Genomic DNA, 19,558 nt, shown 5'->3' with positions numbered 1-19,558 from the left:
GCTGTGTCAGGGCTGGCGCAGTCGGGCGTCTCAGTCCTGTCACAGTGAATCTCTTGTGTAGGACACCGCGCAAATGCGATGGCCGACACTTCCCTCTTAGCGCTAACCTTGGGGGAAAGACAATCCAAATTCGCGATTGATACCTACCTCAGAGGTAGTTGGACCGGCTGAGCCCGTATTTCGCCATCTTCTCATTGAGAGTTCGGCGCGGCAGGCTGAGTTCTTCCATCACGCTTGCGATAGACCCCCGATGCCGCCGCATCGTGTTGTCGATGAGCATCCGCTCAAACGCCTCAACGTATTCCTTGAGCGGCTTGCCTTCGGTCGAGACCGCATGCAGCGTCGTTTCCTCAGTATCGGCCATCAGAAGCGAGGCAATGGACCCGGTGCCACGGCGCTGTTGCAGCACCGCGCGCTCCGCCAGATTGATCAACTGGCGCACATTGCCGGGCCACGGCGCTTGCAGCAGTTGCGCGGCCTCTTGGGCCGTGACCGTGGGCGCCTCCGAACCGTAATCATCCGAAAATTGTTCCGCGAAATGGGTAAACAGGCTCAAGATGTCTTCGCCGCGCTGGCGCAAGGGCGGCAGAGCCAACCGCATTGCCGCGAGCCTGAAATAAAGGTCCGACCGCAGGTGTTCTTCGCAGGTCTTCGAAGGATCTGCCCCGCCTGCGATGGCGATGATCCGGGTCTCGGCCGGGGCGCCTTGGTCGTTGATAAACGTCAGCAGCCGCGCCTGTAGCGCGTGGGGCAGCGCGTCGATATCCTCAAGAACCAGTGTTCCGCCCCGAGCCTCTTCGACCAAGGGCAGCCCGTCGGCGCAGGGCCCAAACAGCCGCTCCTCCAACGCGTCCTCCGCGAGCGACGCACAGGAAATGAGCGAGAACGTTTTCCCCTGGCGCGGACCAACAGCATGCAGAGCATGGGCCACCAGCGTTTTGCCCGTGCCCGTTTCTCCATCGATCAGGACGTGGCCGTCCGCCTGCCCCAGATCGAGGATATCCTCACGCAGCCGCTCCATCGCGGGGGAAGAGCCAATCAGCTTGCGCATCAAGACCGTCCCGTCCGAGAGTTCCTTGCGCAGTGCCCGGTTATCAAGCGTCAGTCGGCGCGCGTTTGAGGCGCGCTTGGCGAGATCCGACATGCGGTCCGGGTTGAACGGTTTTTCCAGAAAATCATAGGCCCCCATGCGCATCGCCTCTACGGCCATCGGCACGTCGCCATGTCCGGTAATCATGATGACCGGAAGGCTGGAATCCATTCCCATCAACCGCTTAAGGAACGCCATGCCGTCCATACCCGGCATCTTGATGTCCGAAATCACAATACCCGGAAAATCCGACCCCAGCCCCTTGAGCGCGTCTTCGGCGCTGGAATAGGTTTCGGTCTCATACCCGGACAGAGCCAGCCATTGGCTGATGCTCTGACGCATGTCCTGTTCGTCATCGACAATCGCAATTTTTGCGGCGTGTCCCATAATGTGTCCCTTACTCAGCCGTTACTCGGCGGCTTCAACGTCGCGACTTTCTAGCATCGGCAAGACGATTTCAAACACAGCGCCCCCGTCGACCCCATTGCGGGCGGAAAGCCGCCCGCCGAGGTCTGTGATGATCCCTGATGAGATCGCAAGCCCCAGTCCAACACCGTCCCCCGGCTTTTTCGTCGTATAAAATGGCTCAAATAATGTTTCGAGGTTTTCGATCCCGGGCCCCGTATCCCGCACGGCCAAAACGGCGCTGTCCCCCATCGTCAGAAGGATATCCAACTCCCGCGTGTCCGAGCCCTTCATCGCATCCAGCGCGTTGCGTACAAGGTTGATGATCACCTGCTCAAGCCGCAACCGATCCGCCATGATCATTACGGGCCGCTCGGGCGTGGTGCGGCTGAGGACGACGCGGTGCGCTTTGATCTGCGGCTCCATCATCGTCAGCGCGCCCGAGATCGCGGCGCGCACATCCACAGGTTCAAACGCCTCACCGCCCTTGCGCGCATAGCTTTTCAGCTGCCGAGTAATCGCGCCCATCCGCTCAATCAGATCATCGATCCGTTGAAAGCTCGACATCGCTTCTTCGGGGCGTTTGCGTTGCAGCAGCAGTTTCGCCCCCGCAAGGTAGGTTTTCATGGCCGCGAGGGGCTGGTTCAACTCATGGCTGACGGCGGCAGACATCTCCCCTAGGGCCGCGAGCTTAGAGGACTGCGCGAGGCTTTGCTCCGCCTCCTTCAGAGTTTCTTGGACCTTTTTACGCTCCGCGATTTCCCGGCTCAGACGGTCGTTCAGACGGCGCAACTCTGCGCTTTCACGCTGGAACAGCAGCGACCGGAACTGTGCCCGGCGGCTCAGCATGTAGAAGGTACCTGCGAGCAACAGCGCAAACGCCATGATCTGCAATGCCAACACCGCATTCACCCGCTCGCGCACGGAATCGTAGGTCGTGAAGGTCGTCAAACGCCAGCCTCGGAACGGGATGCGCGCCTCAAGTTCCATGATGGCATCACCCGAGAAATAGGCCCGGTCGACATAGGGCGCCCACCGTGCTGTCGCCTCAATCGCGCGAGCAATGGCAGAGGGCGCCGAAATTTCCTCAAGCGCTAACTCAGTGGACAGGCCCCGCCAACGCGGCTCGGTCGAAAGGATGACGGTGCCTTCGGAATTCGTGACCACAACCGCCTCGGAGGCCCCGCGCCAACGGGTTTCAAACTTGGCCAGATCAACCTTGACCTGGATCACCCCAAGGGGCGCGTTTGCATCCCGGATTTGGCGCGAAAAGCTGAACTCATAGCCGCCACTTTCCAGCGGCGTAATGGTGAAAACCGTCCCGTCCGAGCGAAGCGCCTCAACCATGTAGGGTTGGTTGCGATGGATCGTGCCCAGTTGTTCACGGATTGAGGACGCAACCGCGCGCCCATCCATGTCGAGCATCAAAATAGAGGCCGCCCCGATCTCATCAACGTAGGAAATCAACCGCTGCGAGGTATTGGTATAGTCCTGCGTGTTGAGGGCCGAGATCATGGTCGGATCGCGCGACAGCAACAGCGGCACAACCGTATGGCGCTGCAATTCCGATAGGATTGCCCCGGTATAGAGTGCTTGGCGCACCTCGGTCCGTTGCTTGGTCGTTTCTGTGAACCGCTGCGTCAAAACTTGGTTCGAGACCCACACCACAATCGCCGCCAACATCACAACACCCACGATCAGCGCGCGTTGCGAAGCGGGCAAACGCGGCTTGGGGCCGGTGGGTTGTGCAGCATCAGGGGGTGGGAGCGCGCTCATACCCTAAGGTACCTTGCGGCCGCCCAAGGCTCAAGCGTCGCGCGCATCACGCGCGACTTTGCGCTGATTGTGTGGCAGGCCCGCTGGACCTTATGCGCTGACGAGCGCGTCTGCGAGGCCTGTGAACATCGCCGCACCGTCGGTCCCGCCATGCACGGCCTCTGCGCGCCGCTCTGGGTGGGGCATCATGCCCAATACGCGGCGGTTCGCGCTGAGGATACCTGCGATATCCGCGTCCGACCCGTTGGGGTTATCGCCGTAGGTAAAGGCAATCCGGTCCTCAGCCTTGAGCATCGCAAGCGTGTCGGCATCCGCGGTGTAATTGCCATCGTGGTGCGCGATCGGAATGTCGATCGTGTCGCCCTGCGCGTAGCCGCTGGTAAAGGCGCTGTCAGCAGTCTCGACCACCAATGGTACGGTTTTGCAGATGTATTTCAGGCCCGCATTACGCAAAAGTGCGCCGGGCAACAGACCCGTTTCCGCAAGGATTTGGCACCCGTTACAGACCCCCATCACGTAGCCGCCGGCCTCAGCATGGGCCTTGAGTGCCGTGGCAATCGGCGACTGGGCCGCAATCGCGCCGCACCGCAGGTAATCCCCGTAGGAAAAACCACCTGGCACACCGACAACATCCACCTTCGGGAGCGCGGTTTCCTTGTGCCAAACCATCTCAACATCAAAGCCCGCACCCCTCAGGGCAACGGCAAGATCCCGGTCACAGTTTGAGCCAGGGAAAACGAGGACGGCGGCTTTCATGGGCGGGTTCCTTTAGGCGGTGAAATCGGTAATCACGGCCACGCCCGGAGACGTTGGACCGTTAAACGCAGCAAGTTCGCGCGAGGTTTCGGACAAGCCGATTTCACGCGCAATGAGCGGGGACATATCGACAGCCCCGCGAGTGATCAGGTCCAGCAAGGACGGGTACCGCCAGCTGGGCATCCCGCGCGAGGCATAAACCGCGAGGTTGCCTTGATAGATAGCGGCCATGTTGACCTCCATCGTAGCGGTATGACCGGTGGGCAGACCCAGTTGGATGTGCCGTCCCAAGGGGGCCAGACATTCGAGCGAGCTGTTAACGGTCGCCGGGATGCCAAGAGCCTCCATCGAGACCTGCGCACCACCGCCCGTAAGCTCTTTGATCCGCGCGCCAACGTCGCCGTCGCGGGCGTCAATGACATGCTCCGCCCCGAGGGATTTGGCGTGCTCAAGCTTTTCAGGGACGACATCAACGCAAATGACCCGCGCGCCCAGCGCTTGGCCAAGGATCAAGGCCGACAGCCCTACCCCACCAGTGCCATGCACCGCGAGCCATTCGCCGGTTTGCAATCCGGCGCGCCCGGTCAGACCATGCCAAGCCGTCGTCACACGGCAGCCAAGACCGGCGGCAACCGTAGCGGACAAGCCTTCGGGCAGGAGCGACAGGTTGTGATCGAACGGAACCGCGACGTATTCGGCAAACGCGCCCGGCTCAACAAAGCCCGGCAAGCGTTGGTTTGGGCAGGTATTCTGCGCGCCCGACTGGCACGACGGGCAAGAGCCGCAGGCCAGAATGAAGGGCGCCACAACCATATCGCCCACTTTGTGTTTTGCGCGAGGGCCGGCCTCGATCACTTCGCCGCAGTATTCGTGGCCGCCAATTTGACCCGGCTTGACCTTGGGGTGTTCCCCCACCCAGCCATGCCAGTCAGAGCGGCACACACCGCAGGCTTCGACTTTCAAAACCACACCGTCATCGGGACAGGCAGGATCAGCCACAGTCTCAATGGACAACGGGGCGTTGTATTCCCTCAATACCGCTGCGCGCATGTCTTCCCTCCCGATACGCTCAGATACGGTCGGGACGCAGCGCGCCCCGGACCAAACCTTAGGCCAGCTCTACGCTGTAGCTTTCGATGACCGTGTTGGCCAAAAGCTTTTCGCACATGTCGTTAATGTCCGCCTCAGAGGTGCCATCCGCCAGATCAAGTTCGATCAACTTGCCTTGGCGCACGCCCTCAACACCCGCAAAACCGAGATTGCCCAGCGCCGAGCGCACTGCCTCTCCCTGCGGGTCCAGAACACCGTTTTTCAACATAACAGTTACGCGGGCTTTCATTCGGCCACTCCTTAATTGATGAGCGTAGGCTTGCTGGGCGCAGGCGCATTGGTGGGCAGCACGCCCAAACGGCGCGCAACTTCTGTGTAAGCGTCCGCCAAATCGCCAAGATCACGACGGAACACGTCTTTGTCGAGCTTTTGACCCGTCTCGATGTCCCACAGGCGGCAGCTATCGGGCGAGATTTCATCCGCCAAAATCAGACGCATGAAATCGTTGTCCCACGCACGGCCGATCTCGATTTTGAAATCCACAAGCCGGATGCCAACAGCCAGCATAAGACCGGACATAAAGTCGTTGACCCGCAGGGCCATGCTGACCATGTCATCTAGGTCCTGCTGCGAGGCCCAGCCAAAGGCGGCGATATGCTCCTCCGAGACCAGCGGGTCACCCAGCGCGTCGTCTTTGTAGCAAAACTCGATGATCGGACGCGGCAGTGGCGTGCCTTCTTCAAGGCCGAGGCGCTTGGCGATTGTTCCGGCCGCAAAGTTGCGCACGATGACCTCAAGTGGGATGATTTCCACCTGACGGATCAACTGCTCGCGCATGTTGAGGCGTTTGATAAAGTGCGTTGGCACTCCGATCTGCATCAGGCCCGTCATAAAGAATTCGCTCAGGCGGTTGTTCAAAACCCCCTTGCCCTCGATCACTGCCTTTTTCTCGGCATTGAACGCGGTGGCGTCATCCTTGAAATACTGGACCAGCGTGCCCGGCTCCGGACCCTCGTACAGGATCTTGGCTTTGCCTTCGTAGATGAGCTTGCGACGTGCCATGGTGGCCTCCGGGATAATGTGCGCACCGCTTACGCCATGCGCTTGCCTACCGCAAGGCTTTGCCCGCGCGCATGGCGTCTATGGCGCACCTGCGGCATGTGGCACGCTTGCAATGTGAGGGGGGTTACGCCCATATTAAGATAAGAAAAATGGGGATAGAGCCAGGAGTTCACCATGACCACGTTTGACGATCGCGAAAACGCCTTTGAAAACAAGTTCGCCCATGATGCTGAGATGCAATTCAAAGCAGACGCACGGCGCAACAAGCTGCTGGGCCTGTGGGCCGCAGGTTTGATGGGCTTAGAGGGCGCCGCCGCCGAAACCTATGCCCAAGAAGTCGTGAAATCCGACTTTGAAGAAGCCGGCCACGAAGACGTCTTTCGCAAGGTGTCTGGGGACTTGGGTGGCAAAGCCGATGAGGCCACCATTCGCGCCAAAATGGCCGAGTGCCTGGCCGAGGCAAAAGCCCAGATCATGAAAGACGCCTAGAAAACGCCTCAGGTGCACGCGAAAATTAACGAATTAGTAGGCGCCTGCTGCTAACACTGTGAAACCGATCATTGGCCAGCCCACTTTCGACGGTGGGTTCGGCAAATCACTGTTTCACACTCACCCATTGCAGTGGTTGTGCGATCGGTCGGCGGAGAATCCGCCACGACTTTCCTCGCGCCACACTGATGCTGCCGCTTTGCGGTTCCAGACGCGCGAATGCCCGTATGCCCTTCCCGATGATGGGGCTTTTGATATCCCTCGCACCGGTTCACGGGCTTTGGGCGGAGACAGACTGTATGGCACATCCCCGAACGACGCAGGCGACACCAGCCGCGCGAACCCGTGCGCGGCCTAGCCTCTCGCTCAGCCTGAAACAGATCCTGCCGCTGATCATCGGCGGCGTCATGGTAGTGCTGCTCGCCCAAAAGCTGGCCGATTTCGACCTTGTACAGGTGCGCGACGCCTTGGCGCAGATCAGCCCGTTGGCATGGGCCACATCGATGGCCCTAACCGTGATCAGCTTTCGTGCTGTGGCCCAGTATGACCTCATTGCGCATCGATTGCTGGGCACGGGCCTGCCCCGTGGTCGCGTCCTGGCCTCCGGCGCATCGGCGACCGCCTTGGCGCAAATGTTGGGCCTAGGCGTGGTGACCGGATCATTGGTGCGCTGGCGATTGTTACGCTCCGGCATGCCGGGACAAGATCACCCCGGTCGGGCAATGTCGATCACAGGCCTTGTGACTGCGGGCTTTTTGTTCGGCTGGGCAATCACAACTCTGATCGCCTTTGCAACGCTGCCCACTTTGGCAGGCGATGTGGCGTGGATCGGTTGGATCGTGGGGCCGCTGGCCTTGGCCTTGTGCGGTGCCTCTTTGTTTTTGCCACGGTTCACAGTGTTTGGCCGTCAGATAACCATACCCGGACTACCAACGCTTTTGGCATTGGTGCTCTGGGCCGCGATTGACACGATTGCGGCGGCGGGGGCGCTCTATGTTTTGTTGCCGCCTGACGTGGACCTGTCGTTCGCGTTGTTGATCCCTGCGTTCTTGCTGGCGCTTGGGTGCGGGATCATGTCCGGCACACCCGGCGGGTTCGGCGCGTTTGAGCTGACACTACTTAGCATGACCCCGCCCGAGGCCGCACCAGCCGTCTTGGCCGCAATCGTCGGCTTTCGCCTGACATATTATGTCCTGCCCGCGATGCTCGCTGCCGGTCATGTCCTGTGGCCCGCGGACAAAGCGCTTGCCCCACTCGATACGCCGCAGGTCCTGCGCCACGGGCTAAGCAAGACGGGTACCCCCCCCAACACAACAACAATCCGAAACGCGCACGACCCCCTGTCCGCCTTGCTGTTTGAGCCGGGTCGTGAGGCCATTTCTAACGCGGACAACACAGGCCACTGGCTGGTGCATCGCGGCAATCAGGCAGTGATAGCGATTGGAGCACCCTTTGGGGCTAACCACACGCAAATGGACGCCGCGCTTGATGTGGCCTCTCGCGAAGCCGGCGTGCCGGCGGTGGTGTATAAGGCGCCCCAAGCCTTGGCATCTCAGCTCCGAACATCCGGATGGTGGCAACTGCCCCTTGGCGCAGAGGCGATTGTTTTGCCCGCGCAATTTGACCTCTCGGGGCCAAGCCACCGCCAACTGCGCCGCAAACTGCGCCATGTGACCAAAGCCGATGTGGTCATCACCCACGCCCAAAACCTGCCCATGCGGGAAATGACGAACGTTGCGCAAGAATGGGCCAAGGATCACGGCGGGGAACGCGGACTATCCATGGGCCGTTTCGCGCCGCAACTGCTGCGCGCCCAGCGTGTGTATACCGCACACCACAAGGGGGCTTTGATCGCCTTCGTCAGTTTTCACGTGACCGAAAGGGGCTGGATGCTGGACCTAGTGCGGCACACCAAAACTTGCCCCGATGGGACGATGCACGCGCTTATTTGCACAGCAATCACTGATGCCGCCGATCAAAACATCGCCCAACTTTCGCTCGATTGCGTGCCATTTCATGCGCCTTCAGCAAAGGGTATCACGGCCCGTATTTTTAATTGGGCGCACAAACGATCACCCGGCGCGCGCGGCTTGTTGCAATTCAAAAACAGCTTTGCACCTTTGTGGACACCTCGGTACTTGATGGTAAAGGGACCCGGCGGATTGCTGCTTGGGTGTTTTGAGATCGGTAAGGCTTTGCGGCCCACTTCCCAAAGCCGCCCTCACACCCAATCCCAACCTAACTCATAATAATCATGCACAATATGCACTTGATGCATGATGTGGTGCATGGCAGGCACGGCCAACGCCGACGTATTTAGAAAGCCCTCCCCCATGACCGACCGCAATGCCTTCACCACACTTTTGTCCGAACGCGACTGGCTTTTGGCGGATGGTGCGACCGGCACGAACCTATTCAACATGGGGCTGCAATCTGGTGATGCGCCCGAGTTGTGGAACGAAACACACCCAGAAAATATCCGCACGCTTTATCGCGGCGCGGTCGATGCGGGTTCGGATATCTTTTTGACCAACTCATTCGGTGGCAACCGAGCGCGGCTTAAATTGCACGACGCAGGCCACCGCGCCCGTGAACTGTCGCGCATCGCAGCTGAAATTGGCCGTGACATCGCAGATGCCTCCGGGCGGACAGTAATCGTTGCGGGTTCAATGGGGCCAACGGGCGAAATCATGGCCCCCCTCGGCCCCCTCACCCACGCAGACGCGGTCGAGATGTTCCATGAACAGGCAGAGGGCCTGAAGGAAGGCGGCGCAGACGTTTTATGGGTTGAGACGATCTCGGCCCCCGAGGAATACGCCGCTGCCGCCGAGGCCGCGAAACTGGCCGGTATGCCGTGGTGCGGCACCATGAGCTTTGACACCGCAGGACGCACAATGATGGGCATGACCTCAAACGCGATGGCAGCGATGGTCGAAAAATTGGACCATCCACCCGTGGCATTCGGTGCAAATTGTGGGGTTGGCGCATCGGACTTGCTACGAACCGTCCAAGGGTTTGCGGCCACCGGCACGACCCGCCCGATCATCGCCAAAGGCAACGCAGGCATCCCCAAATACCATGATGGGCACATCCACTACGACGGCACGCCCGAAGTGATGGCCACCTATGCAACAATGGCCCGCGACAGTGGCGCGCACATCATTGGTGGCTGCTGTGGGACCATGCCCGAACACCTGCGCGCCATGCGCCAAGCACTTGAAACACAGCCCAAAAGCGACGCGCCGGACATGGACGCCATCGCGCAGGCCTTGGGTGGGTTTTCATCCGAAAGCGACGGCACCAACGCAGACACAACGCCCCAGCCGCGACCCACACGCCGCCGCCGCCGCGCCTAAGTTGGCGTGACGGAAAGCATGAAATACACATCAAAATGACCGAAAGCGTCGGTGCGAGAACGGGCAATGTCGCAAACGAGAGCGTCGTTTCTGCGACACTCCGGCACACCGAACCTGACCCAATCGCGCTAGGGGGAGACCGCGCCATGTCTGAACAAGAAGATGACATCATCCTGAGTGAACTGGATGACAATGAACTCGTCCAACAGATGTACGACGACCTGTACGATGGCCTGAAGGAAGAGATTGAGGAAGCCGTTGAAATTCTGCTGGAACGCGGATGGGCCCCTTACCGCATTCTGACCGAGGCTTTGGTGGGCGGCATGACCGTTGTCGGAAACGATTTCCGCGACGGTATCTTGTTTGTGCCAGAGGTTTTGCTGGCCGCGAATGCCATGAAGGGTGGGATGTTCATCCTCAAGCCGCTTCTGGCCGAAACCGGCGCGCCCCGCGTCGGCAAAATGGTTATTGGCACCGTTAAAGGTGACATTCACGACATCGGCAAAAACCTCGTATCCATGATGATGGAAGGCGCGGGTTTTGAGGTTGTCGACCTAGGCATCAACAACGCTGTTGAGACTTACCTTGAGGCGCTCGAAGCCGAAAAGCCCGACATCCTTGGCATGTCCGCCCTGCTGACCACGACAATGCCCTATATGAAGGTCGTCATCGACACGATGGTCGAAAAGCAGATCCGCGACGATTACATCGTCCTCGTGGGGGGTGCGCCTTTGAACGAGGAATTCGGCAAGGCCATCGGTGCGGACGCTTACTGCCGTGATGCGGCTGTCGCCGTCGAAACGGCCAAGGAATGGGTCGCGCGCAAGCACAACCAAATGGCCGCAGGCTAAGGCGCAATGGCGCTGGCAGATACACCTGTCTGCGACTTTGGCTGGCCCGCCCCGCGCTTCGCACTCAGCGATCCAAGCGGAAAATTATACGACAGCCGGGACCTTATGGGCCCCGGCGGCTTATTGGTCGCATTCATTTGCAATCACTGCCCCTATGTTATTTGCATCGCAGAGCGGCTTGCGATGGACCTAAATGCCCTTCAGGGACAGGGCGTGGGCGTCGCGGCGATCATGTCCAATGACTATGACACCTACCCCGCAGATACTCCGGACAAGATGGCCACTTTTGCCCAAAGGCATGGCTTCGACTTTCCTTATCTCGTGGATACGGATCAATCGGTTGCGCGCGCGTTCGGGGCCGTCTGCACGCCCGACTTTTTTGGCTTTAACGCCATCGGCGCGTTGCAGTACCGCGGGCGGCTAGATGATGGCGGACACGGGGCCAATGCCCCACGCCGTCCGGAACTGCGCGATGCCATGCTCCAAATCGCGGATACGGGCACCGGGCCACGGGATCAAATCGCTTCAATGGGATGTTCACTCAAATGGCGTTAGATGATGATGCACTGACCGATCACGGGCTCACCGCCAAGGGCGCGGGCCGCATTCTGCTGTTGGCCTGCGGGGCTTTGGCGCGTGAGCTGATCGACCTGCGCGATGCCAACGGGTGGGATCACATGGATCTGCACTGCCTGCCTGCAATCCTGCACAACACACCGGACCGCATCCCCGATGCTGTGCGTGCGGCCGTGGAAAAACACCGCGCCGGGTATGAGACGATCTTGGTTGTCTATGCGGATTGCGGCACTGGCGGGATGCTGCAAAAGGCCTGTGCCGAGCTTGGGGTTGAGATGATCGAGGGCCCCCATTGCTACAGCTTTTTTGAGGGCAACGCCGCTTTTGCCGCCCGCGAAGAGTTCACGGCCTTCTACTTGACGGACTTCCTTGTGCGCCAATTCGACGCTTTTGTGACCAAGCCCCTTGGCCTCGATCACCACCCCGAACTGCGCGAAATGTACTTCGCCCACTATGAAACGCTCGTATATCAGGCCCAAACCGACGATCCCGAGCTAACAAAAAAGGCGCAAATCTGTGCCGACCGCCTTGGGCTGCGGTTTGAGCGGCGCTTTACCGGCTATGGCGATTTGGACCCTGTTCTGCGCGCACTTTAGAAGCTGGATGCGCTTGCCCCTTTCCCTCGGGCCACGCCCGGTTTAGAAGGCCCGCACACAGACGCGGGAGCCGACATGCAAGAGCCAGCCATCACCCCAGACCTGATCGCAGCCCACGGCCTTACGCCCGACGAATACGACAGCATTCTGGACATCATCGGCCGCGCGCCGACCTTCACCGAGCTAGGTATTTTCTCGGCGATGTGGAATGAGCATTGCTCCTACAAATCCTCCAAGAAATGGCTGCGCACCCTGCCCACCGAGGGCCCCCAAGTCATTTGTGGCCCCGGTGAAAACGCTGGCATCGTGGATATTGGCGACGGCCAAGCCGTTGTTTTCAAGATGGAAAGCCACAACCACCCGTCCTACATTGAACCCTACCAAGGTGCTGCGACCGGCGTTGGCGGCATCCTGCGGGACGTGTTCACAATGGGCGCCCGCCCGATTGCCGCGATGAACGCGCTATCTTTTGGCGAACCCGCACACCATAAAACCCGCCAATTGGTTCACGGCGTCGTCGAAGGCGTCGGCGGCTACGGCAACTGCTTTGGCGTGCCAACCGTTGGCGGCGAAGTCCGGTTCCACGCAGCTTATAACGGCAACTGCCTGGTGAACGCGTTCGCCGCGGGCCTCGCGGATGCGGACAAGATTTTTTACTCGGCAGCCTCCGGCGTAGGAATGCCAGTGGTATATTTGGGCGCGAAAACCGGGCGTGACGGCGTTGGCGGGGCGACAATGGCCTCGGCTGAGTTCGACGACACGATCGAAGAAAAACGCCCAACGGTTCAGGTCGGTGACCCATTCACCGAAAAACGCCTGATGGAAGCCACGCTAGAGTTGATGGCAACCGGCGCTGTTATCTCAATCCAAGATATGGGCGCTGCGGGTCTGACCTGCTCGGCCGTTGAAATGGGCGATAAAGGCGGGCTTGGCGTCCGCCTCGACCTAGAGCGCGTGCCCGTCCGCGAAAACGCAATGACGGCCTACGAAATGATGCTCTCCGAAAGCCAAGAGCGGATGCTGATGGTTCTCAAGCCTGAGCTTGAGGCCGAGGCAAAGGCCGTGTTCGACAAATGGGACCTCGACTTTGCGATCGTGGGTGAAACTATCGCCGAAGACCGTTTCTTGATCATGCATAACGGTGAAACTAAGGCTGATCTGCCGCTGTCAAAGCTGGCGTCCTCGGCCCCTGAATATGACCGCCCTTGGGTGCCCACACCAGCCGCTGAACCGTTGGAGGATGTGCCCGGGATCGACCCAATTGATGGCCTCAAGGCGCTTTTGGCATCCCCCAACTATTGCGCCCGCAACTGGGTATTTGAGCAATACGACACTATGGTCATGGCCGACAGTGCCTGCCTTCCAGGCACAGGCGCGGGCGTGATCCGGGTGCATGGCACCGACAAGGCGCTGGCGTTCACCTCTGACGTGACGCCGCGCTACGTCAAAGCCAACCCCGAAGAAGGCGGCAAACAAGCCGTCGCCGAAGCCTATCGCAACCTTGTGTCAAAGGGCGCCAAACCGCTGGCCAGCACCGACAACCTGAACTTCGGCAATCCCGAAAAGCCCGAGATCATGGGCCAATTTGTGGGCGCGATCAAAGGGATCGGTGCCGCCTGCGCCGCGCTCGACATGCCCATCGTTTCGGGTAACGTGTCGCTTTATAATGAAACCGACGGTCAAGGGATTTTGCCCACGCCTACGATTGGCGCTGTGGGTCTGCTCAACTCGCTCGACGATGCGATCCTCGGTGATGTCCGCGAAGGCCACATGGCGATCTTGGTCGGTGAAACGACGGGTCATTTGGGGCAATCCGCCCTTTTGGCTGAGGTGTTTAACCGTGAAGACGGCGATGCGCCCCACGTCGACCTAGAGGCCGAGGCGCGCAATGGTCAGTTCATCCTCGACAACGCCGCGAACATCAATGCGTGTACCGATTTGTCCGATGGTGGCCTCGCGATGGCGGCATTTGAGTTGGCGGAAGCCAGCGGCGTTGGCGTGACATTGGACGCGAGCGATACCCCGACCTTGTTCGGAGAAGACCAAGCTCGATACTTGATCGCCTGCTCCTTCGACAAGGCCGAAGCTTTGATGGTTGCCGCAGCTCAAGCCGGGGTTCCGCTCACGACAGTTGGCCGCTTCGCGGGCAGCGACGTGACCCTTGGTGGCACCAGTGTCCCGCTGGCCGAACTCGCTGAGGTGTATCGCACTACGTTCGCGGCTACTTTCGCTTAACACAGCATACTCGGGCGCGCCTTTAGGCGGTGCGCCCTACTCCATCAGCAGTTGCAGGCCACTCATTCGTTTCCCGGCTTTGGGGTCACGGTTTTTTATCCGTATATGGCCCCACCCGCGCCGGAAGTCGCGCCCCATCCCCTTGCGGGGCCGCGCTTGCCCATCTACATCTAGGGCAGGCAACATCCGGAGACCGCACATGCCAATGCAAGCCCATGAAATTGAAAGCCTACTGCGTGAGAGTTTTCCCGACGCGACCATCGAAGTGCAGGGCGATGACGGCGTGCATATGGCCGCCATGGTCGTTGATGCCTCTTTCAAGGGCAAAAACCGCGTACAACAGCAGCGCGCCGTTTATGCCGCGCTCAAAGGCAAAATGGACGGCCCCTCCGGGGAGCTGCATGCTCTGGCGTTAACCACAAAAGCACCAGAATGACACTTGGCGGCCTTCTGGCAGGCATGAGCGTTCTCGTGCTGGTCCTACTGGCCGCCCGCGCCGTTCAAGCCGTGCGCACCGAACACAAGTCAAAGCGCGGGATCGATCCGGGCCGTGGCGACACCTTAATCGACGTTAACTATGCTTCGGGCGGCGGTGGCGGTGGCCATTCTACGACAATCCGGGTCCCCAAAGACCCGCAGGAATATGCAAAGGCCTTTGTGCCAAAGGATGCGTCCCAAGACGGACCAAATGAGAGGAACGACTGATGTCTGACACCAACACCAAGATCGAAGAACTGGTCAAAAGCAGTGACGTTGTACTGTTCATGAAGGGGACCAAGTCCATGCCCCAGTGCGGTTTTTCCAGCCGCGTGGCCGGTGTGCTCAACTTTATGGGCCTTGAATATACCGATGTGAACGTGCTTGCGGACGAAGATATCCGCCAAGGCATCAAGGACTTTTCCGACTGGCCAACAATCCCTCAGCTTTATGTCAAAGGTGAGTTCGTGGGCGGCTGCGATATCATCACCGAGATGACCCTGTCGGGTGAGTTGGACAGCATGCTGGAAGAAAACGGCGTGACCTTCAACAAAGAGGCTGCGGATAAGATTCGCGAAGCCAACGCCTAGCATGTGGGCTGTGCGCGGGCCGTGTATATGGCCCGCGTTTTCGGCGACGATACCGAACGGGTTTGTGCGTGGCCAAAAGTCCGATCGTGGTTAATCCCAACACGCCCACAACGACTGCTGCAATCACCCGAACCACACCGAAATTCCACGGCGATGGTGCCGAAAACGGCCCGTCGGGTGGTGGCAAGAGCTGGATCTGACCGATCAGCGATATCCCTTTTCGGTGGCTATCCGAAAAGATGAGCCCCTTTGCCAGCCCCCATTTCCCCGCGCCTAAACGATCAACTCCCGCAGGCCGCTGCGCGTAATGCTTCACTGAATGGTGGGCGACCGGTTTAGCATCAGCCCCCCGTCCCTTCCGGACCAATTCCGCACGACCACGTTTTTTGGTAACTGAGAAAGGGTCAGGCACCTGCCAACTCGCACCAACGTCAGGCTGGATTAGAGACGCCGCACCCTGCACAGGCCACGCCAGTAGAAACATACATCCAAGTAGTAAAAAGGCACGCATGGGGGCTCCCTCAGTCGCGGCAGTCAATCACTGCCACAGGCCTAGCCCCTCATGCTTAATGAACCTCTAAGTCGGGCATTTTTCTTCTTTACCAAGGTTACTCAGCTGCCCGACCGCATTGAGCCCTATCTTTCGTCCGCGCGGCCTTTGCCAAGGTGCTTGCGCAAACGTGACGGCGTCGATCTTGTCTTGCCTTTGAAGGGGTTAGCATCCGACTGCGACCGCAGGAACAACCGTACAGGTGTGCCGGGCATATCAAAATCCTCACGCAGACCGTTAACAAGGTAACGCGTATAGCTTGCGGGCATTTTGTCAGGGTGCGAACACATCACCACAAAGCCCGGCGGACGGGTCTTTGCCTGGGTCATGTAGCGGAGTTTAATACGTTTTCCTTGTGGCGCGGGGGGCGGGTGCGCCTCAACCATGCCCGTGAGCCAGCGGTTCAATTGCGATGTGCTGACGCGGCGGTTCCAAACCGAATGGGCTTTCATGATGGCCTGTTGCAGCCGGTCTAACCCACGCCCAGTCTTGGCCGAAACTGTCACAAGCGGCGCGCCCCGCAGCTGCGGCAAGAGACGCTCAAACTGCTCTCTCAGGTCGCGCAGCTTTTCTTGTTTGTTTGGCTCGATGTCCCATTTGTTCACAGCCACAACAACGGCACGGCCCTCACGTTCGGCCAGATCGGCGATACGCAAGTCCTGTTGTTCAAACGGAATTTCCGCGTCCAGCAGAACAACAACAACCTCCGCAAACTTGACCGCACGCAACCCGTCGGACACCGAAAGCTTTTCGAGCTTTTCCACGACCTTGGCGCGCTTACGCATACCGGCGGTGTCGAAAATCCGCATTGGGACACCGTCCCAATCGAAAGGCAGCGCGATAGAATCACGCGTGATCCCCGCCTCAGGACCGGTCAGCAAACGCTCTTCACCGATGATTTTGTTAATCAGTGTTGATTTGCCTGCGTTCGGCCGCCCTACAACCGTGATTTTTAACGGCTTCTTTACGGTTGGGGCGAAATCGGGCAGCTCTTCGCCGTCTTCAATGTCCCAATCAATCTCGACATCTGTCTCGGTCTCATCAACTTCGGCAGCTTCTTCGGCGGCCTCAATCAGCGGACGCAGCATGCCGGCCAACTCGGCCATCCCCTCACCGTGCTCAGCCGACAAGGCAAGCGGCTCCCCGAGACCAAGCGCATATGCCTCTAGCAGACCGGCCTCAGCGGCACGGCCCTCCGCCTTGTTGGCAGCGAGCAAAACGGTGCCCCCTTTGCGGCGCAGAATGTCGGCAAACACTTCGTCCGCAGGCGACACGCCCACGCGAGCATCAATCACGAACAGCGCAACATCGGCCATCTCAACCGCGCGCTCCGTCAGGCGGCGCATGCGCCCCTGCAGGCTGTCGTCGGTCGCCTCTTCTAGGCCTGCCGTGTCGATCACGGTAAAGCGCAGATCACCGAGCCGTGCCTCACCTTCACGCAGGTCGCGGGTCACACCCGGCTGGTCATCGACCAACGCAAGACGTTTGCCCACAAGGCGGTTAAACAGGGTCGATTTACCCACATTGGGGCGGCCGACAATGGCGAGGGTCAGAGACATGATGGACTCACTGCAGGAATAAGACCCCGCCCTTACCCCACTCCTGCGGCGATCTCAACGGTAGGCGTGCAAAGTCCCGCGACCACCCAGCACATAGAGCGTGTCGTTCATCACAATCGGACGGGACGCGCCGCCACCGGGAATGTCGCTTTCGTGGGTCTGGGCCCCAGTTTCGGGGTCAAATCCGCGCAAAACACCGTCCGTTGCGGCCAGCCACACCTGTCCGCCCGCAAGGATAGGCCCAAAGTGGGCGTAAACGGTTTTGCGGCGGTTCAGGCGATTGGCCGCAAAGAAAGGCAGATCAGCGGCCCAGATTTGCGCGCCTGTTTCGGCATCAAGGCGGACGAGTTGGTTGCGGTCAGTCACGAAATAGACCGAACCCGCCACGGGCAGTGCCGGGCTCAGCGCACCCTCGGTCGCTGTCCAGTTGCGGGCGCCCGAGAACGCATCCATCGAAACCATGCGGCCCGCTGGCGTGCCCGCGTACAGCGTGCGGCCCGCGACCACGGGATCAGACGCGATGTCCGACAGGTTGCTATAGGCCACGCCACGGCGGTTGCCGGCAACGGTGCTGCCCCAAACGCGGATGCCGGACTGACGCAGGGCGGCAATCAACTCACCCGAACCAAGCGGAAAAATAACCAAACGATCCGTCAAAGCGGGTGCAGGCGCACCTGCAAGTGTTGCAACAACCGGCGCGCCGGGCAATTCCCAGCGGATGCGGCCATCGCTCAAATCAATCGCCCAAGCCCGGCTATCGCGGCTAACCAGATAGGCGAACCCACCACCAAACGTGGGTGAGGTCAGCGGCGCATCAAGACGTTGCACCCATTGCTCTGCCCCCGTCTCAGGGTCCAGCGCGTGAAAATTACCAAATCCCGTGGTCGCGTAGAGCACACCATCGTGCAGCCCAAGCCCACCGCCCGATGCATCGCCATCACGCTCATACGCAGGGGTCAGATCAGCGCGCCAAAGCACATCACCGGCCTCAGACACGGCCGTGACTGCGCCCTCTGCATCCATCGCAAAAATCCGACCATCCGCTGCGACAGGATCAACCGTCAAAAGCGTGCGGCGCCCATTGCCTTTGCCGATCCCAACCGACCAGACGCGTTCGGGCGTAGATGACAGCGCGGCATGGGGCATCACCCCTGCCGCAGAGCCAGTCCGCACAGGCCAAGCATCAATGGTTTGAGCCGCCGGAAGCGTTGTGGCCTGCACCTGCGCAAGGGCCTCTTGGCTGAGCGCTACGGCCGTATCCGCCCGCACCGGTTCGCGTGTGCCCGGCAGGATCGTGGCACGCTGTGAGCATGCCGACATCAGCACCAAGGCCACCCCTAGGATCGCTACGTGTTTCATGCCTGTGCCCTCGGTTCGTCGTCTTTGCCGTCACGCGGCGGTTTCATCCCCGGGTGTGACCCCCGATACTGCGTTATGCAGGTGTTGGGTTGCCCCCAAGTGCAACAATCACCTGCAACGCACGGCGGCGCAAGGTGTCTGTCGCGCCCGGCTCTTCTAGCAGTTGTTGCAACAATGTGATCGCACCAGAAGCATTGCCCGCCTCAAGCTGACGCAAAGCCTGTTGCTCGATCGCCAGCGGGCGGAACGGCGTGCCCGGTGTGGCCAATTCTTCAAGAATGCGTGTGTCCCGTGCCCCGTCACCGGTGCCGCCCGACATCTGCGCCTTTAACAGTGCCAATTGGCGATACAGCGGCGGCAGGCCATCCGTCTCGGCCAAGGCTTGTAGAGCCGCAGCCGTTTCAGCACGATCAGCCCCATCCACCGCCCCTGTGCTGGCCAACAGCAAGGTCTTGACCAGCTCTTGGTTCGCGTCGGCGGTGGGCAATTCTTCTAGCAAGGTTGGGTTTGCATCCCCGGCCAGCCCGGCCAAAACCGCGTCCCCAAAGGCCTGCGCCTGCGCTTGGGCGCGCGCCTTGCTCCATTCATTATATGCTGCCCCGCCAACGAGGCCAAAAATGATCAATCCCGCAAGCCAGCCCCATTTACGCATCAGCGCAAACAGCTTGTCGCGGCGCACCTCTTCGGTGACTTCTTCGATAAAACTGTCTGTATTGGACATGATCTGCTCCCCAAACGCCACGAGACAGCCCCTTGGGCCACCCGATCCTCATCTCGCATT

Annotated in this window: 20 protein-coding genes; 11 read left to right on the top strand and 9 right to left on the bottom strand. The window is 60.0% G+C overall.

Translation table 11 applies throughout. The features are described 5' to 3' along the window. Positions 1-148 precede the first annotated feature (148 nt). From THS5294_RS08210 to purC, 6 genes are all read right to left on the bottom strand, one after another. Positions 149-1,477 carry a sigma-54-dependent transcriptional regulator gene (locus THS5294_RS08210; protein ID WP_058123371.1) on the bottom strand — a complete coding sequence of 443 codons (1,329 nt, stop codon included), beginning with the start codon at positions 1,475-1,477 and terminating at the stop codon, positions 149-151. Between the two features lie 21 nt (positions 1,478-1,498). Continuing rightward, positions 1,499-3,271: a sensor histidine kinase gene (locus THS5294_RS08205; RefSeq protein WP_082644977.1), complete on the bottom strand. Its 1,773-nt coding sequence runs from the start codon at positions 3,269-3,271 to the stop codon at positions 1,499-1,501. Positions 3,272-3,361: 90 nt separating this feature from the next. Beyond that, entirely contained in the window at positions 3,362-4,027 is a 666-nt protein-coding gene (purQ, locus tag THS5294_RS08200; RefSeq protein WP_058123370.1) for a phosphoribosylformylglycinamidine synthase subunit PurQ, read from the bottom strand. A 12-nt stretch (positions 4,028-4,039) separates the two neighbouring features. Beyond that, on the bottom strand, positions 4,040-5,077 hold the full coding sequence (locus THS5294_RS08195) for a zinc-binding dehydrogenase (protein ID WP_038006498.1): 1,038 nt from the start codon (positions 5,075-5,077) through the stop codon (positions 4,040-4,042). 58 nt (positions 5,078-5,135) lie between these two features. Then, complete coding sequence (gene purS / locus THS5294_RS08190; protein ID WP_038006497.1) at positions 5,136-5,366, bottom strand: phosphoribosylformylglycinamidine synthase subunit PurS; 231 nt, start codon at positions 5,364-5,366, stop codon at positions 5,136-5,138. An 11-nt stretch (positions 5,367-5,377) separates the two neighbouring features. Next, positions 5,378-6,139 carry a phosphoribosylaminoimidazolesuccinocarboxamide synthase gene (gene purC / locus THS5294_RS08185; RefSeq protein WP_038006496.1) on the bottom strand — a complete coding sequence of 254 codons (762 nt, stop codon included), beginning with the start codon at positions 6,137-6,139 and terminating at the stop codon, positions 5,378-5,380. A gap of 174 nt (positions 6,140-6,313) precedes the next feature. Here purC and THS5294_RS08180 point away from each other — a divergent pair, with 174 nt between their 5' ends. The 11 genes from THS5294_RS08180 (at position 6,314) to THS5294_RS18705 (ending at position 15,509) form a co-directional block, all read left to right on the top strand. Further along, the gene (locus THS5294_RS08180; RefSeq protein ID WP_038006495.1) at positions 6,314-6,628 is read left to right on the top strand and encodes a DUF1476 domain-containing protein; all 315 of its coding nucleotides are present in this window, start codon (positions 6,314-6,316) and stop codon (positions 6,626-6,628) included. Between the two features lie 299 nt (positions 6,629-6,927). Further along, the gene (locus THS5294_RS08175) at positions 6,928-8,877 is read left to right on the top strand and encodes a phosphatidylglycerol lysyltransferase domain-containing protein (RefSeq protein WP_058123369.1); all 1,950 of its coding nucleotides are present in this window, start codon (positions 6,928-6,930) and stop codon (positions 8,875-8,877) included. 84 nt (positions 8,878-8,961) lie between these two features. Then, complete coding sequence (bmt, locus tag THS5294_RS08170) at positions 8,962-9,984, top strand: betaine--homocysteine S-methyltransferase (protein ID WP_058123368.1); 1,023 nt, start codon at positions 8,962-8,964, stop codon at positions 9,982-9,984. 146 nt (positions 9,985-10,130) lie between these two features. Continuing rightward, positions 10,131-10,835, top strand: coding sequence for a cobalamin B12-binding domain-containing protein (locus tag THS5294_RS08165; protein WP_058123469.1), 705 nt, complete (start codon positions 10,131-10,133; stop codon positions 10,833-10,835). Between the two features lie 6 nt (positions 10,836-10,841). After that, complete coding sequence (locus tag THS5294_RS08160) at positions 10,842-11,390, top strand: thioredoxin family protein (protein ID WP_058123367.1); 549 nt, start codon at positions 10,842-10,844, stop codon at positions 11,388-11,390. Next, a complete protein-coding gene (locus THS5294_RS08155) occupies positions 11,381-12,007 on the top strand; it encodes a DUF1638 domain-containing protein (protein ID WP_058123366.1) in 627 nt (208 codons plus the stop codon). Before THS5294_RS08160 ends, THS5294_RS08155 begins: the two co-directional genes overlap by 10 nt. Before the next feature lie 75 nt (positions 12,008-12,082). After that, the gene (gene purL / locus THS5294_RS08150) at positions 12,083-14,242 is read left to right on the top strand and encodes a phosphoribosylformylglycinamidine synthase subunit PurL (protein ID WP_058123365.1); all 2,160 of its coding nucleotides are present in this window, start codon (positions 12,083-12,085) and stop codon (positions 14,240-14,242) included. A 199-nt stretch (positions 14,243-14,441) separates the two neighbouring features. Beyond that, positions 14,442-14,678 carry a BolA family protein gene (locus THS5294_RS08145; protein WP_058123364.1) on the top strand — a complete coding sequence of 79 codons (237 nt, stop codon included), beginning with the start codon at positions 14,442-14,444 and terminating at the stop codon, positions 14,676-14,678. After that, entirely contained in the window at positions 14,675-14,947 is a 273-nt protein-coding gene (locus THS5294_RS08140) for a hypothetical protein (RefSeq protein ID WP_038006489.1), read from the top strand. The genes THS5294_RS08145 and THS5294_RS08140 overlap by 4 nt, the downstream gene beginning before the upstream one ends. Then, on the top strand, positions 14,947-15,309 hold the full coding sequence (gene grxD, locus THS5294_RS08135; RefSeq protein ID WP_038006488.1) for a Grx4 family monothiol glutaredoxin: 363 nt from the start codon (positions 14,947-14,949) through the stop codon (positions 15,307-15,309). The genes THS5294_RS08140 and grxD overlap by 1 nt, the downstream gene beginning before the upstream one ends. 68 nt (positions 15,310-15,377) lie before the next feature. Next, on the top strand, positions 15,378-15,509 hold the full coding sequence (locus THS5294_RS18705) for a hypothetical protein (RefSeq protein WP_268873758.1): 132 nt from the start codon (positions 15,378-15,380) through the stop codon (positions 15,507-15,509). Between the two features lie 436 nt (positions 15,510-15,945). Here the strand turns inward: THS5294_RS18705 and der are convergent, their stop codons facing one another. The 3 genes from der to THS5294_RS08120 all read right to left on the bottom strand — a co-directional run bounded on the left by der (position 15,946) and on the right by THS5294_RS08120 (position 19,498). Further along, positions 15,946-17,418, bottom strand: a complete 1,473-nt coding sequence (der, locus tag THS5294_RS08130) for a ribosome biogenesis GTPase Der (RefSeq protein ID WP_038006487.1) — start codon at positions 17,416-17,418, stop codon at positions 15,946-15,948. A gap of 54 nt (positions 17,419-17,472) precedes the next feature. After that, a complete protein-coding gene (locus tag THS5294_RS08125) occupies positions 17,473-18,777 on the bottom strand; it encodes a PQQ-like beta-propeller repeat protein (RefSeq protein WP_058123363.1) in 1,305 nt (434 codons plus the stop codon). A gap of 73 nt (positions 18,778-18,850) precedes the next feature. After that, on the bottom strand, positions 18,851-19,498 hold the full coding sequence (locus THS5294_RS08120; RefSeq protein ID WP_058123468.1) for a tetratricopeptide repeat protein: 648 nt from the start codon (positions 19,496-19,498) through the stop codon (positions 18,851-18,853). Positions 19,499-19,558 lie beyond the last annotated feature (60 nt).

This window comes from Thalassobacter stenotrophicus, from assembly GCF_001458315.1.
Taxonomy (GTDB): domain Bacteria; phylum Pseudomonadota; class Alphaproteobacteria; order Rhodobacterales; family Rhodobacteraceae; genus Thalassobacter; species Thalassobacter stenotrophicus.
The sequence above is the reverse complement of the archived record's forward strand: the minus strand, read 5'-3'. Positions and strand labels throughout refer to the sequence as shown.